Genomic DNA, 15,010 nt, shown 5'->3' with positions numbered 1-15,010 from the left:
GTTCCTTCGATGCCAATTCATCTCACCCGCCGTCAACTGCTGCAGAACGCGGGAATTGCCGGCGCATTCGCGGCGCTGTCGAGCAGCCCGCTGGCAGCCGAGCTGGCCCGTGCGCCACGGCTGATTCCCTGGCGCAACTGGTCCGGCGGGCAGAGCTGCCTGCCGGCGGCTCGCCTGGCGCCACAGAGCCTGGACGAACTGGTCCAGGTCATCCGCCAGGCCCAGGGCAAGGTCCGCCCGGTGGGCTCGGCGCATTCCTTCAGCGCCCTGGTGCCCACCGACGGCACGCTGGTCTCGCTGGCCTATTTCAATGGCCTGCTCGGCCACGACGCCGACACGTTGCAGGCAGAGTTCGCCGCCGGCACGCCGATGTCGCTCATGGGGCCGGCGCTGAAGGAGATCGGCCAGGCGCTGCCGAACATGTCGGACATCGACTACCAGACCCTGGCCGGGGCGATCTCCACCTCGACCCACGGCACCGGCGTTGGCTTCGGTTCCTATTCCTCCCACGTCGCCGGCCTGCAACTGGTGACCGCCAGCGGCGAGGTGCTGGACTGCGACGCCCAGCGCCATCCCGAGGTGTTCAACGCCGCACGGGTGTCCCTCGGCGCATTCGGCATCGCCACCCGCGTGCGTCTGCAGAATCGCGCGGCCTTCCGCCTGCATGAACGGCAGTGGATCGCCAGCACCGAAGAACTGCTGGAGGACGTGGAAAAGAACACCCGCGAAAACCAGCACTGGGAAATGCAGGTGCTGACCCATTCCGACTACGCGCTGTCCATCGCCCTGAACGAAACCACCGACCCGGCCACGCCGCCGCTGGACCCGGCCAAGGAGGGCGGCAACGAGTACGTGAGCATCATCGAGGGCCTCGACAAGTACGGCAGCGATTTCCCCGCCGCGCGGCGCTTCCTGCTCAACAGCCTGCGCCACGTCGCCAGCTTCGACGACCGCATCGGCGACTCCTACGACGTCTTTGCCAACGTGCGCAACGTGCGCTTCAACGAGATGGAGTATTCGGTCCCGGCCGAACATGGCCCGGCCTGCCTGCGCGAGATCCTCAAGCTGATCAACGACAAGGACCTGCGCACCTGGTTCCCCATCGAGTACCGCTACGTGAAGGCCGACGACATCCCGCTGAGCATGTTCGAGGGGCGCGACAGCTGCTCGATCTCCGTGCACCAGCACTACAGCATGGACCACCACAATTTCTTCGCCGCCGTCGAGCCGATCTTCTGGAAGTACGCCGGCCGGCCGCACTGGGGCAAGCTGCACACGCTGAACGCGCGCACGCTGCAACCGCTGTATCCGCGCTGGAAGGAATTCACCGAGGTGCGCCGCGAGCTGGACCCGCAGGGCAAGTTCCTCAATGCCCACCTGTCATCGATCCTGGGCGTGGCCTGACAAGGAAGAATCACCATGAAACGACGCAACTTCATCGTCGGCGCGGCGGGGGCGGGCGTGTTGCTCGCCGGTGCCGGCGCCTGGCTGCGACCGAGCGACCACGGCGCGCCCTATGACGACTACTTCGCCCGGCTCAACCGCGAGCTGCGCGAGCACGGGCCGATGCGCCCGGTGATGATGATCGACCTCGACCGGCTGGATCACAACGTCGACGTGGTGATGCAGTCGGTGGCCCGCACCGGCAAGCACCTGCGTGTGGTGGAGAAGTCCCTGCCGTCGCCGCATCTGCTCGACTACATCGCCAGGCGCGCTGGCACCCGGCGGATGATGTCGTTCCACCAGCCCTTCCTCAACCACGACGCCGAGCGCTTCCCCGACTCCGACCTGCTGCTGGGCAAGCCGCTGCCGGTGGGCTCGGCGCAGCAGTTCTACGAGAACCTGCGCGGTCCCTTCGACCCGACCACCCAACTGCAATGGCTGCTCGATACTCCCGAGCGCCTGCAGCAGTACCTGGCGCTGGCACAGGGGCGCAACACCCGGCTGCGGGTCAACATCGAACTGGACGTCGGCCTGCACCGCGGCGGCGTGGCCGATCACGAAATCCTGGGCCGGATGCTCAGGATCATCGGCGCCAACCCGCAGCACCTGGAGTTCGCCGGCTTCATGGGCTACGACCCCTTCGTCGGCATGGGCGTGCCCGAGGTCCTCGGCTCCTCGGAAGAACTCTTCGCCAAGGTGATGACGCTCTACGACGGCTTCGTCGACTACGCTCGCACCCAGCACCCGACGCTATGGAAGCCAGGCCTGACGCTCAATACCGCCGGTAGCCCGAGCTACAGGATGCACGAGAACGAACGCACCAGCACCGAGGTGTCGGTGGGTTCGGCGCTGGTCAAGCCGACCCACTACGACCTGCCGTCGCTGGTGGAGCACCAGCCCGCCGCCTTCATCGCCACGCCGGTGATCAAGAGCACCGGCCCGGTGCGGATTCCGGCGCTGGACGACAAGTCGAAGCTGTTCTCCTGGTGGGACCCGAACCTGCGCGAGACCTTCTTCGTCTACGGCGGCAACTGGCTGGCCGAGCCCGAATCGCCCAGGGGCCTGCAGTTCAACGGCCTGTACGGACGCAGCTCGAACCAGGAGATGGTCAACGGCTCCAGCGCCGTTGGCCTGAAGGTGGACGACCAGGTGTTCCTGCGCCCGACCCAGTCCGAGTCGATCCTCCTGCAGTTCGGCGATCTGCTGGCGGTACGGGGAGGGCGCATCGTCGAGCAGTGGCCGGTCTATAGCTGAGTCTCTGAGCGCGCTCCTAAAAGCCTCAGGTCATCGGCCTGAGGCTTTTTCTGTCTGCAGCCGACTCACTAATTCGGTTTCGTGCGACCGCACCGATGCCTGTACTTTGGGTTGACGAATGATCAGACGCCCTTTACGGACCGGGCTGACTGACAAGGCCTTAGCCTAACTGGTGGGATCGACGTTCTTCCCCGGAACGGACGCCCGCCATGCTCATCGATGCCGCTCACCGCTTCTTCGATCACAGTCGTCATACGCTTAGTATCAGGGACGTTGACGCGCCGCTCGATGTCCTGGCCTTCACGGGAGACGAAGCGCTCAGCCAGCCCTTCGCCTACCGCATCGAATTCACCAGCACCGATCTCGACCTCCCCGCCGACTCGTTCCTCTGCAAGGACGCCAGCTTCAGCCTGCGCGCGCCTCCCGAGCAATTGGGCATTCCCGGCTACACGCCGCCAATCGCTCCACCCCTGCGCACCCTGTACGGCACGATCAGCCGTTTTTCCCTGCTGGCCATGTCACGGGACGAATCCCGCTACGAGGTGACTTTCGTCCCCCGTCTGAAGCTGCTGGGCCTCGCCCGCCAGTACCGCATTTACCAGAACCAGAGCGTGCCGCAGATCGTCGAGCAGGTACTGCGGCGCAATGACTTCGAAGGACAGGATTTCCTCTTCGAACTGACCCGTGAATATCCGCAGCGCGAACAGGTGATGCAGTACGGCGAGGATGATCTGGCGTTCATCCAGCGCCTCACGGCCGAGGTGGGCATCTGGTACCGCTTCAGCATGGATGAGCGCCTGCGCATCGAGGTACTGGAATTCCACGACGACCAGCGTCACTACCTGCCCGCGCCACCCTTACCGCTTCGCCCGCTGTCGTCACTGGAGTCCAGCGGACAGGATGCCGTCTGGAACCTGCAGGACAACCATGAAGGGGTCGTGCAGAGCGTCAGCAACCGCGCCTACTACTACCGCGACGCCGGTGCTGAGTTGGACGCCAATGTCGACCTGCTCAAATCGCCGAAAACCACCTACGGCGAGGCTTACCACTACGGCGAACCGCACCAGAAACTCGGCGACGCCTACGCCCAGGACGAAGACCTGGAAAGCGAAAGCGGCTACTTCTACGCGCGCCTCGCCCATGAACGCTACCTCAACGCGCGCACGCGCCTGACCGGTTTCACCAGCAGCCCCGCGCTCCTTCCCGGCCAGATAGTGAAGCTCGACGGCGCGGATAAGCGCTTCGCGGCGGGCGCGGTGATTGTCGACCTGCAGTGCCGCGCTGCTCGCGACCGCAGCTTCGAAGTGCAATTCGAAGCCATCCCCTACGACGAACAGGTCTGCTTCCGCCCGGAAGTACCGGCCAAGCCGGTGATCGCTGGCACCATACCGGCCCGCATTACCAGCCCCGAGCCGAATGACCTCTATGCCCACATCGACATGGAAGGCCGCTACAAGGTCCACTTCTTGTTCGATCGCGATACCTGGCCGGCAGGCCGGGAGTCAATGTGGTTGCGCCTGGCACGCCCCTATTCGGGCGACACCTATGGCCTGCACCTGCCACTGATCCAGGGCACAGAGGTGCGCGTTGCATTTGCCGGCAACGGGGACCCCGACCGCCCGTATATCGCCCATGCCATCCACGACTCGCGGCATCCCGACCACGTCACCCTGCAGAACTACAAGCGCAACGTCCTGCGCACGCCGGCCAACAACAAGCTGCGCCTGGACGACTCGCGCGGCAAAGAGCACATCAAGCTGTCCACCGAATACAGCGGCAAGAGCCAGCTCAACCTGGGGCATCTGGTGGATGCGCAACGGCAGCAACGCGGCGAAGGTTTCGAACTGCGCACCGATGGCTGGGGCTCGTTGCGGGCTGGCAAGGGTTTGTTTATCAGCGCGGACGCGCAGCCCGGCGCACAGGGTCAAACGCTGGATATGCAGGCCGCCGTTCGTGAGTTGGAACAAGCCCTGGAGCAGGTCCGCGCCATGGCCCGCGACGCCGCCCACGCTGTGGCGATGGAGCCAGACCAGTACGCCCCCGAACAACTCAAGGCCGCTCTGGAACTGCTCCGCGAACCCGGCATCCTCGCCTCGGCGCCTGACGGTATCGCTGCCACCAGTGGCGGACACCTGCAACTGGCTGCCGGAAAAAACCTGATCGCCACCGCCGGCGCCAACATGGATATCAGCGTCGCCAAGCGTTTCACCGCAGCAGTCGGCGAAAGCATCGGCCTGTTCGCCAGGAAGCTTGGCATGAAGCTCTTCGCCAACCAGGGCCCCGTCACGATCCAGGCGCAGAACGACAACCTGGAACTGCTCGCCCGCCATGGGCTGGATATCACCAGCACCGAGGACGAGGTGCACATCGTCGCGAAGAAGAAAATCACCCTCAACGCAGGCGGCAGCTACATCACTCTCGACCCGTACCGCATCGAGCTGGGCACCAAGGGGGACTTCAACATCAAGGCCGCGCACTTCTCCCTGCGCGGGCCCGCCAGCATGCCGGCAACCCATCCGGAGTACCCGAAGCTCCAGTCCGCAGAGAGGCTACGCATCAGCATTCCCCAGGCCCCCAACGCGCCGAGCGCAGCCTGGGCCGGGATGCCCTACAGCCTCTATGCCGATGGTTCGCTACTCCAGCAGGGAGTGCTCGACGCGACCGGCCAGGTCGCCTTCGACCATCAGGTCATCACCCGTCAATACCGCCTGCAGATGGCCAATGGCGTCGATATCGAGATGCCGATTCCGGGCGACTACCGCAACCCCGAACAGGGTCGCCTGGCCAACCGTGGCTTCAACCATCACAAGTCTCGCGCGGGTGCACAGGCGCAACCGGGCGCGGCGCATACCGACCTGCGCCTGCTGTACGCCTACTTGCTTGAAGGCCCCGATGCGCTGAAAGGAGACCGTTGATGTTCACCTGCAAAATCACCGTGCCCATGGCCCTGCAACATACCCGGACGGCCACCGCCACCTCGCCCTGGTTTGTCCAGGATACCGAATACGCTCCCATGGCCACCCGTTACCGCTACCTCATCAACGGCGAAACCGCCTTCACGGCAGTACACCAGGCCATTGCCGCCGCCGAGAAGTCCGTCGACATCATCTGCTGGGGCTTCCAGCCGTCCATGTACTTCATCCGTGATGGCGCTCACCCTGCGATCGGCGAACTGCTCAGGCTCAAGGCCAGGCAGGGCGTACGGGTGCGGGTGCTGGGCTGGGAAATGCCCTTCAACGCCGCCGGTGTCGCGGGCGAGGCCAACCTGCCGGGCAAAGGTGGCCCCAAGGATCGCGCGGGGCAAAGCGCGACGGATCAGCAGCATGCCGAAGACCAGGCATGGTTCAAGGCCTATTCGGCAGCCGATGGCAAAGCCGCCGAGCACGTGCTGAGGAATGCTCCGGTCTTCGTCAGCCGGGGCTTCAGCCTCAGCGAGCGCAAACGCATCTACGACGACGTCAATCAGCATGCGCTGGATCAGGACCTGAGTCGCGGCACCGATCTCGCACTGGCCGGAGCGGTGACCCACCACCAGAAAAGCGTGCTGGTGGATTACGAACTACCGGAAAAGGCCGTCGGCTTCGTCATGGGCCACAACATGCTCGACGAATACTGGGATACCGACGAGCACAGCGCACTTAGTCGTCCCGATCCGAAGCAGCCCAATGCCCCGCAATACGCCCCTGACCGTGGCCCGCGCGGCTTCACCCCGCGCCAGGACATTTCCTGCCGGGTCAGCGGGCCGATACTGGATAGTCTGCACCGCAACTTCGCCGAAGCCTGGCAGAAGGAAACCGGCGAAGATCTCATCGCCGCGCGTGCGGCATTCATCCAGGGCATGCCGGTGACCGTCGGCAACGTCACCCTGCGCGTGCCCTATCCGCCATCGCCGAGCGCCGGGCCGGGCGACGAAGCGAAAGACACGCAACTGCTCGCCCAACTGCTGCGGACCCAGGCGCAGAGCGGCCACCACGACATCCAGACGCTCTACCTGCAAGCGGTGAACAACGCCACCCAGTTCATCTACATCGAAAACCAGTACTTCCGCTGGCCGGCCCTGGCCGACGCCATCAAGCACACCATCACCTGCCAGACCGGGGAAGGGCGCAAGCCCGAAGAGCACGGCGCCTTGCACCTGTTCGTGGTCACCAACGTCACCGACGAAGGCATAGGCAAGGGCACCGTCAACACCCAGCGCATGCTGGAAAGCCTGGGCCGCGCCGACACCATCCCCGAGGTCACCAAGTTGCTGCGCATCGAAAAGATGAAGCAGGACCTGCCGCCCCAACCCCGCCCCGATGGCCCGCAGGACTGGAAGGGCCAACGCGATCTGACCGAGTGGCTGCGTGAGCGGGAGCGCAAGACCAAGGCCATTATGGCTGAAACCGTGGTGTTCGAAGAGATTGACGGCCTGAAGGTGCACGTCTGCTCCCTGGTAGCCCCCGACTCCCCGCCGGGCAAGCCGTGGGTGCCGGTGTACATCCACTCCAAGCTGATGATCGTCAACGACGTCTTCACCACCCACGGCTCGGCCAACATCAACACCCGCAGCATGATGGTGGACAGCGAGCTGAATATCGCCCACGAGTGGCACGACGTGACCAAAGCCATGCGGCAGGAACTGTGGGGGCTGCATACCCGTTGCAAGGTGGAGCCGGGGAATACGGAGCCTGTGCTGAATGGGGCAGCGGATAATCCGAAGCAGGCCTTTGAAGCTTGGGATTTCATCATCAATAAAAACAAGGCTCGCCAAAACAGCAAGAACTCCACGCTGGGGCCTTATGCCTCGCTCGTGGGCCTCTACTACGACAAAGCTACCCTGAGCAACCTCGACTGATGCGCCCACTACTTTTACTGACCTGCCTGCTGCTGGCCGCCTGTAGTGGCCCGCACGCGAACAAGGATGCTCCCATGGACCGACTCAACCAGATCAAGGCCAATCTGGCCTTCACCTGCCGCCATGAACGAATCCCCGAACCCACGGCGGACACCGACATGCTGTTCAAGTACGCCCGCTGGCTGGAAAAGAACAACCAGCTCAAGCGGGACCCTGCGGTATATGCCGAGATCGAGCGGCTGTACCGCATAGCCGCCGAAAATGGTCATGCCAAGGCCAATATCAACTTGCAGAACGGCAGTATGCGCGGGCGCAAGTATCAACTGACTGGAGAGGAGAACCTGCGGCTCAGCCAGCAACTGATCGATATCGGTGTAGCCACCGGTTATTACTTCGTGGGCATTTTCCTGGACCAAGGCTCCGCCGGCTTGCGGGAAGATAAGGAAATGGCCCTGCGTTACTACCGCAAGGCCGCCGATGAAGGCAGCGCCAACGCCCAGGCCCATGTGGCCGACAAGTTGGCACCGAGTGATAGAGCGCCAGATATTGCCCGCCAGATGCGTCGTTGCGCCGCCGAGCAGGGGCAAGGGGATGCCGCTTCCGATCTTGGCTTCGATTTGCAAGAAAGCCAGCAATATCAGGAAGCACGTGAAGCATTCCAGCTTGGCGTTGCAGCCGGTGATGAAGGTTCAGCGTATGCATTGGAACTGCACTTCCGAAGCTCAAACACATCGCTAGGTCAGCAAAAAGACCTCGAACGCGCCGGACGGTACGAAAAAATCTGGAACATCCTGGCGGACTACTCCTACGCCTCCCCCAAAGTCCCCGAAATCAACGACATCCTCCCGCTGCCCCCGGCCAAGCTACCGCCGTGGGACGGCAAGCTGCAATGGGTGGAGGAGCGCAAGGCCAATATCCCGCCGCCCAAGCCCAGCGAAGCGCTGATCGAGCAACTGGCCAAGGCCAAACAACTCAACCCCGCCACCGGCCGCCCCACGCCCCAGTCACCCAACTTCGTGCGGCAGGAAGCCAGCCTCTTCTGCGAAAGCGACCAACCCTGCCCGCAAGCGGGCTACTGGGCCGCGCAGAGTTACTGGAGCCAGGAAGTCCGCTACTTCAAGAAGGGCGACATCCTGCCCCGCTGCTGGGGCAAGGACTTCGAACCGCGCATCTGGCCGCTGCCGGACAAAATGGTGGACCGGGAGTGGATTATCAAATGGGCCCATGTCGGTGAGGCGTAAGCTCGGCTTCGTCGCATTGTCCTGCGCGCTGTTGCTGGGCTGCGCACAGGCGGGGCATTCGGTAAAACCCTCGCTGGACCGACTCTCCCAGATCAGGGCCGACCTGGCCTTCACCTGCCGCCATGAACGAATCCCCGAACCCACGGTGGACACCGACACCCTGTTCCACTACGCCCGTTGGCTGGAAAAGAACAACCTGCTCAAACAGGACCCTGCCGTGTATGCCGAGATCGAACGGCTGTACCGCGTCGCCGCCGAAAACGGTCACGCCAAGGCGACGATCAACCTGCAGAACGGCGGTCTGTATGGCGATTACCACCTCATCGGCGAGGAGCGGCTGCGCTTCAGCCAGCAATTGATAAAGGCCGGCGTGGCCAGCGGTTACTACTACGTCGCCATCTTTTTGAGCAAGGGAGCTGCCGGCCTGAGGGAGGACCAGGAAATGGCCCTGCGTTACTACCGCAAGGCCGCCGACGAAGGCAGCGCCAATGCCCAGGCCTATGTAGCCGAGAAGTTAGCACCGAGCGATAGGGCCCCGGATATTGCTCGCCAAATGCGCCGTTGCGCCGCCAAGCAGGGGCAAGGGGAAGCCGCTTCCGATCTTGCTGTCGATTTGCAAGAAAGTCGGCGTTATCACGAAGCGCTTGAGGCATTCCAGCTGGGAGTGGCCGCCGGGAATGAGGTTTCTGCTTCGTTCTTGAGTAGCGGCTTTAAGGGGCCCCGTCCTACAAACGAATTCTATTTCCTCGATCAGCAAAAGGACCTCGAACGCGCCGACCGCTACGAAAAAATCTGGAGCATCCTGGCCGATTACTCCTATGCCTCCCCCAAAGTCCCCGAAATCAACGAGATCGTCCCGTTGCCTCCAGCCAAGCTGCCGCCGTGGGACGGCAAGCTGCAATGGGTGGAGGAGCGCAAGGCCAATATCCCACCGCCCAAACCCAGCGAAGCGCTGATCGAAAAGCTGGCCAAGGCCAAACACCTCGATCCCGCCACCGGCCGGCCAACACCCGAGTCGCCCAACTTCGTCCGCCTTCTGTCATTCCCTGTCCCGCCCAACTGCGTCAGCGGCGAAGCCTACCCACGCAGCGGCTACTGGCAGGCCATGGACGTGTCCTTCTCCTGGATAACCGTTGAAGGCAAGACCCTGCGCCGCTTCCAGTAAGACGACACCTTGCCGACGCTGTTGCTGGAACGTCGTGAAACTCGGCTTTGGTCTCTGCGGAAAAAGGTCACCGCCGGCCCCGAATACGTCAGATGGATACTGCTCGGTGATGCCTGGCTTCGGCAGTCTTCTGAGGCTCTGTAATATTCTGTTACGCCCGCTCTTGGCGGGCCTGCGAACGCGTTATGATGCGGCCATCGTGCGCCAGCCACATAACAAGAATCGCCGGCGCCCCCGATCGAGAGCAGCCTGCATGCCCAGTACAAGCATCGATGCGCAATACGACCTGGCCCTGGTTTCGCCCTTCCTGCTGCAGACCCTGGCCGAAGTAGCCGGCGACGAAGGCGTCAGCGGCGAGCGTCTGTGCCGCGGGCTCGGTTTCACCGCCGAGGAGCTGCAGGACCCGGACCAACGCGTCACCTACCGGCAGACGGTGGCGATGATCCAGCGCGCGCTCGCGGCACTGCCCGAGCGCGGCCTGGGGCTCTGGGTCGGCCATCGCAACGTGCTGGGTACCCTCGGTTTGCTGGGCCATGTGCTGTCCCTGTGCAAGAACCTGCGCGATGCCTTCGAGCTGGGCCGCCGCTTCCAGCACACCACCGGCGGCATCGCGGTCTGCAACCTGATCGAGGGGCCGCAAGAGAGCTTTATCGAAGTGGAATGCCGGCTGCCCTTCGCCGACATCCAGGTATTCGCCGTGGAAGAGTTCTTCGCCAGCCTGCTGGTCTACAACCGCACCCTGATCGGCCCCCAGTTCCAGCCCCTGCGCTTCGAGTTCACCCACGCCGCGCCGGCCTATGAAGCCGAGTACCGCCGCCTGCTCGGGCCGAACCTGCAGTTCGGCTGCCTGCACAACCGCGTGGCCATCGCCAGCCACTGGCTGGATATGCCGCTGCCCAGCCACCATCCTGTCGCCCTGCGCCAGGCGCTCAGCCTGCTGGAGGCGGAGTCCGCTCCGGTGCAGCAGAAGACCGGCCTGCTGGAAACGGTGGAACGCGCCATCGCCCGCGACCTGGCCCACGGCAGCCCGATCGACAAGGTTGCCGGCGAGCTGAACATGAGCAGCCGGACCCTGCGCCGTCGCCTGAGCGAGCACGGCATCACCTTCGATGCGTTGCAGGACCAGGTGCGCCACGCCCGCGCCATGAGCCTGCTGAACAACCCGGAGATGCCCATCGAGCGCATTGCCGAGGCGCTTGGCTACAGTGACGTACGCGGCTTCCGCCGCGCCTTCAAACGCTGGACCGGGCTGAGCCCGTCCGCCTGCCGTGAGGAGGTCGCTCCGGTGCACTGATGCGCCATGGGGCGATTACATTGACACGGCACAAGGGCGTTCCTGGCCCGGGCAGTTAAGGTCGAACGGCCCAAACAACGAGGAGCACAGCATGTACGAGCACGTACTGGCCGCCGTCGATGGCAGCCCCGTTTCGTTCCGAGCCCTGGCCGAAGGCGCACGGCTGGTCCGCATGAGTGGCGGTGAACTGCACGTCATCACCATCGTCGACCGCCCGCTGGGGCACCTGCCTTATTACGCCAAGTACTATGACGCCGAGGCGCTGCACGCCGCCGCGCTCAAGGCCGCCGACGACATCCTGAGCAAGGCGCGGGAGGTGGTCGAGGAGTACGCCGTGGCCGCCAGTTACCAGCGCGTCACGATGGAAACCACCGGTGAGGAAGTCGCCGACCGCATCGAAGCCGAGGCCGATGCCGTCAAGGCCGACGCCATCGTCATGGGCACCCACAGCCGCCGTGGCGTACATCGCCTGATGCTCGGCAGCGTGGCCGAAGGCGTGCTGCAGTCGAGCAAGCGTCCGGTGCTGCTGGTACGCGATCACTGAGGTTGCGCAGCCGGCTGCGGGGCGCTGCATGCACCCGTCTTCGCGGCCTGGGCTGCCTTTCGTCGAAGAGTGCGGCGAACCCCACGCCGCCATCGGCAAGCCCGCGGGAAATCGGCTGTACTGGAGAGTCTCTATCCCTGTGCTGCAGGAGGTGACGCCATGCCCCGTTCCCTGTTCACCGCGATGCTCGCGGCGATCTTCCTCTTCGCCTCGGCCGGGACCGCCTGGGCCACCGAGCAGGGCAACCAGCGCCGCCAGGCGCGGGATGTGCGCCAGGAAACCCGCCAGGACGCACGCCAGACCAAACAGAATTGCCGCGCCGCTGACCAGCAGTACAACGCCCAGTGCCGACAGGACAAACGCCAGACCAAGCAGCAGGGACGCGAGACCGCGCGGGACATCAAATACTGAAAGCGCCAGAGCGCGACGTGCCGCACGGTGGATGGCCGGGCGGCTGCTACGCTCGCTGTAATCACGCCGCCATGAAGGTGCGGCATGCGTGCCCCGGTACTTGTCCGCAAACCCCGAACGCAAACACCCTGATGCAAGGAGTCGCCTGATGAGTGTGTCCCGTTGGATCTGCCTGTCCCTCGCCGCCGGCGTGCTGGTCGGCTGCCAGAGCCAGAAGAACGATGAACTGAGTTACCAGTACGACAGCACCGAGTCGGTCGCCAAGGGCGTGCCGGGCGGAGCCATGACCGAGACGGAGGAGATGCAGGCCAGCGTCACTGCCATCGACCGCAGCAAGCGGACCTTCACCCTCAAGGACGATCACGGCAACAGCCGCACCCTCCAGGCGCCGGCGGAGATGCGCAACTTCGACCAGCTCAAGGTGGGTGACAAGGTCCGCGCCATCGTTGCGCTGGAGCGCCTGGTCTTCCTGCGCGAGCCGGGCCAGGAAACCGGCAGCGGCGGCGCCGGGCTGCTGGCGACCGCGCAGCCGGGCAACAAGCCGGGCATGCTCGCGGCCGACACGGTGGAGATCACCGCCACCGTCAAATCCATGGACACCGCCAAGCGCACCGCCACCCTGCAGTTCGCCGACGGCAGCCAGCACACGGTCAAGGTCCGCCCCGACGTGGTGATGAAGCCCGAGTACCTCGGCCGCCAGCTGGTGATGCGGGTGACCTCCGCCGTCGCCGTCAGCGTCCAGCCGCAGTAATACGACCGCCTGCGCCTGTCAGGACTGGCTCTCCAGCAGTGCCGGCAGGTGCAGCACGATCTGCGCATCCTTGACCACATCCAGGCGCAGGATGCGCGACGCGCCCAGGCCATCCAGCAACTGGCTCAGCGGCCCGCCGTTGCGGGTGAGACTGACGTTGCCGGGCAGCAGCTTCTGCGCATAAGCCAGGGTGTTGCTCTGCACCCGCGTCTGGTGCCAGCGGCCATCGACCTGATGGACCATGGTGGCAGTGCCCAGGCGAGATTGCGGGGTGGCGATCTCCAGAGCCGGCAGCGGCGCCTGCAGGACGAGGTCGGCTTTGCCGTCGGGCCCCTGGATGCTGGCCGATACCTCGTTGCCGATCTTCACCTCGATACCGGTGCGCCATTTCGGCAACTGGTAGCCATGCACGCCGCGCACCCGCGCAATCTCGGTGGAAACCGGCAGGGCCAGCACATGGGCGACGAAGCTGCGGCGGCGCACGGCGTCGAACAGCTCCAGGGCATGGCTGCCCCTGGCGCCCGGCCGGCGGATGACAATGGCGACCGAGACTTCATCGTACGGGTCGTTGTCGCACACCGAGTAGGAGAAGAAGGTCAGCGCCACCAGCCCCTGGCCGGGCAGGGCGCGCAGCGGTTCCAGCGGCACCGGCAGCGTGGCACGCAGGCGGTCGATGGGCGCCAGGAACAGCAGCTGGATGCTGCTGGTGCGGTAGTAGAAATTCGGCGCCCAGGTCGGCCCGACGCGCGAGGCGACCATCTGCTTGGGAATGCGCCGGAAGTAGTCGATGTTGCCGGCGGCGGGATCCTTCGCCACCTCGTTCAGGTCCGGGTTCATCCGGTAGCGGTCGTAATAGCCGCCCTCGATCACTTCAACGCTCTGGGTGCCGAACTCGACTGCCTTGAATCGCGCCTTCATCTGCTGACCTCTGCTTGACCCTGGTGGGAGCCGCCGAATGTTACGAGCCGGGCGGCGGATGGGCTTACCCTAAGTTTAAAGTTAACTTTAATGTCAAGCGGGATTCTGCCGGTCGGCGGAGGGCTTAACAGTGGGCGCAGTGGCGCGAAGCTGGCTACGCTTGAGCAGGTTTGGCCAAGGCAGGCATCAGGCGAGGTGATTCCATGGGCTGTCCCCAGGTTTGCAGCGGCGCGACGCTGCAATGCAGTTTCGGTGTCGCACCGTCGGTGCTCAATGTGCTGCCGGTCAATCGCACCCTCACCGGCGGCATGCCGGCGGCCAACCTGCAGGATCACATCCCGCTGTTGAACATCCTGCCCTTTGGCCTGTGCTCCAGCCCGGCGAATCCGACCGTCGCCGCCGCTACCGCAGCTGCCCTCGGCGTGCTGACGCCGATGCCTTGCATCCCTGCTACAGCCGCGCCGTGGATCCCCGGCGGCGCGCCCACGGTGCTACTGGGAGGCATGCCGGCGCTCGACGCCAACGGCACGCTGATGTGCACCTGGGGCGGGGCGATCAAGGTGGTGTTTCCCGGCCAGGTGCAGATGCTGATTCCCTGAGTCCGCTCAGGCCTCGCTGGCCTCGCCACGGCTGCCCAGCCACCAGCGCAGCCGCGAGATCGGCTTACCGTTGTGATCCAGCGGGCGACCATCCTCGGCATAGGCGCGCGGTTGATCCAGCGGCGCACCTTTCGCATAGCGGGCTTCCTGTGCCAGTTGGCCGTTACCGTGAAAGCGGCGGAACGGCCCTTCCTGAACACCTTCGCGGTAGAAGGCCTGCTCGGCAAGCGTGCCATCGGCGAGATAGCTGCAGGCCTCGCCATGCATCAGTCCGTCGCGGTAGCTGATCTTGCGCTGCAGCCAGCCTTCGGCCGCAAAAAAGCGCGCCTCGCCCTGCAGGCGCCCGCGTACGTAGGGCAACTGCGCACTGACTTGGCCGTTGGGGTGATAGAGCGTGCTGGTGCCGTGCAGTTCGCCGTCGCGGTAGTCCAGGCTGGCCTGCGGGCGGCCGCGCTCGCTGATGCGCAGCGGGCCTTCCAGTGCGCCGTCCTGCAGGCGGCCCTGCAGGGTGCTGTCACCGCGCTTGAGGTCGAGGGTTCCGCTGTTGGCCATG

The 15,010-nt window shown here is 64.6% G+C and carries 13 protein-coding genes; 11 read left to right on the top strand and 2 right to left on the bottom strand.

Going from position 1 to position 15,010, the window contains the following annotated elements:
• Positions 1-9: 9 nt before the first annotated feature.
• From ABKS89_RS18525 to ABKS89_RS18480, 10 genes are all read left to right on the top strand, one after another.
• Entirely contained in the window at positions 10-1,404 is a 1,395-nt protein-coding gene (locus tag ABKS89_RS18525) for an FAD-linked oxidoreductase, L-gulonolactone oxidase family (protein WP_138214572.1), read from the top strand.
• Between the two features lie 84 nt (positions 1,405-1,488).
• Complete coding sequence (locus ABKS89_RS18520) at positions 1,489-2,697, top strand: alanine racemase (protein WP_518301053.1); 1,209 nt, start codon at positions 1,489-1,491, stop codon at positions 2,695-2,697.
• A gap of 209 nt (positions 2,698-2,906) precedes the next feature.
• Positions 2,907-5,612 carry a type VI secretion system Vgr family protein gene (locus ABKS89_RS18515; RefSeq protein WP_348586509.1) on the top strand — a complete coding sequence of 902 codons (2,706 nt, stop codon included), beginning with the start codon at positions 2,907-2,909 and terminating at the stop codon, positions 5,610-5,612.
• Positions 5,612-7,534 (top strand): phospholipase, encoded by a 1,923-nt coding sequence (locus ABKS89_RS18510; RefSeq protein WP_348586508.1) that lies wholly within the window; start codon positions 5,612-5,614, stop codon positions 7,532-7,534. Before ABKS89_RS18515 ends, ABKS89_RS18510 begins: the two co-directional genes overlap by 1 nt.
• Positions 7,534-8,775, top strand: a complete 1,242-nt coding sequence (locus ABKS89_RS18505; RefSeq protein WP_518300953.1) for a DUF6396 domain-containing protein — start codon at positions 7,534-7,536, stop codon at positions 8,773-8,775. Before ABKS89_RS18510 ends, ABKS89_RS18505 begins: the two co-directional genes overlap by 1 nt.
• The gene (locus ABKS89_RS18500) at positions 8,759-9,940 is read left to right on the top strand and encodes an SEL1-like repeat protein (RefSeq protein WP_348586505.1); all 1,182 of its coding nucleotides are present in this window, start codon (positions 8,759-8,761) and stop codon (positions 9,938-9,940) included. The genes ABKS89_RS18505 and ABKS89_RS18500 overlap by 17 nt, the downstream gene beginning before the upstream one ends.
• Positions 9,941-10,193: 253 nt before the next feature.
• Positions 10,194-11,234, top strand: coding sequence for an AraC family transcriptional regulator ligand-binding domain-containing protein (locus ABKS89_RS18495; protein WP_348586503.1), 1,041 nt, complete (start codon positions 10,194-10,196; stop codon positions 11,232-11,234).
• A gap of 91 nt (positions 11,235-11,325) precedes the next feature.
• Positions 11,326-11,778 (top strand): universal stress protein, encoded by a 453-nt coding sequence (locus ABKS89_RS18490; protein WP_138214567.1) that lies wholly within the window; start codon positions 11,326-11,328, stop codon positions 11,776-11,778.
• A 159-nt stretch (positions 11,779-11,937) separates the two neighbouring features.
• A complete protein-coding gene (locus ABKS89_RS18485) occupies positions 11,938-12,189 on the top strand; it encodes a hypothetical protein (RefSeq protein WP_518300952.1) in 252 nt (83 codons plus the stop codon).
• 148 nt (positions 12,190-12,337) lie between these two features.
• The gene (locus ABKS89_RS18480) at positions 12,338-12,940 is read left to right on the top strand and encodes a hypothetical protein (protein WP_348586502.1); all 603 of its coding nucleotides are present in this window, start codon (positions 12,338-12,340) and stop codon (positions 12,938-12,940) included.
• 18 nt (positions 12,941-12,958) lie between these two features.
• On the opposite strand, the gene ABKS89_RS18475 is transcribed toward ABKS89_RS18480, so the two are convergent.
• Positions 12,959-13,858, bottom strand: a complete 900-nt coding sequence (locus ABKS89_RS18475) for an acetoacetate decarboxylase (RefSeq protein ID WP_348586500.1) — start codon at positions 13,856-13,858, stop codon at positions 12,959-12,961.
• A gap of 203 nt (positions 13,859-14,061) precedes the next feature.
• Here ABKS89_RS18475 and ABKS89_RS18470 point away from each other — a divergent pair, with 203 nt between their 5' ends.
• Positions 14,062-14,457 carry a DUF4280 domain-containing protein gene (locus tag ABKS89_RS18470; protein ID WP_138214563.1) on the top strand — a complete coding sequence of 132 codons (396 nt, stop codon included), beginning with the start codon at positions 14,062-14,064 and terminating at the stop codon, positions 14,455-14,457.
• A 6-nt stretch (positions 14,458-14,463) separates the two neighbouring features.
• On the opposite strand, the gene ABKS89_RS18465 is transcribed toward ABKS89_RS18470, so the two are convergent.
• Entirely contained in the window at positions 14,464-15,009 is a 546-nt protein-coding gene (locus tag ABKS89_RS18465; protein ID WP_348586499.1) for a toxin-antitoxin system YwqK family antitoxin, read from the bottom strand.
• Position 15,010: the final 1 nt, after the last annotated feature.

The organism is Pseudomonas sp. LABIM340, from assembly GCF_040017195.2.
In the GTDB taxonomy this organism is placed as follows: domain Bacteria; phylum Pseudomonadota; class Gammaproteobacteria; order Pseudomonadales; family Pseudomonadaceae; genus Pseudomonas.
This window is presented reverse-complemented; position numbering and strand designations above follow the sequence as displayed.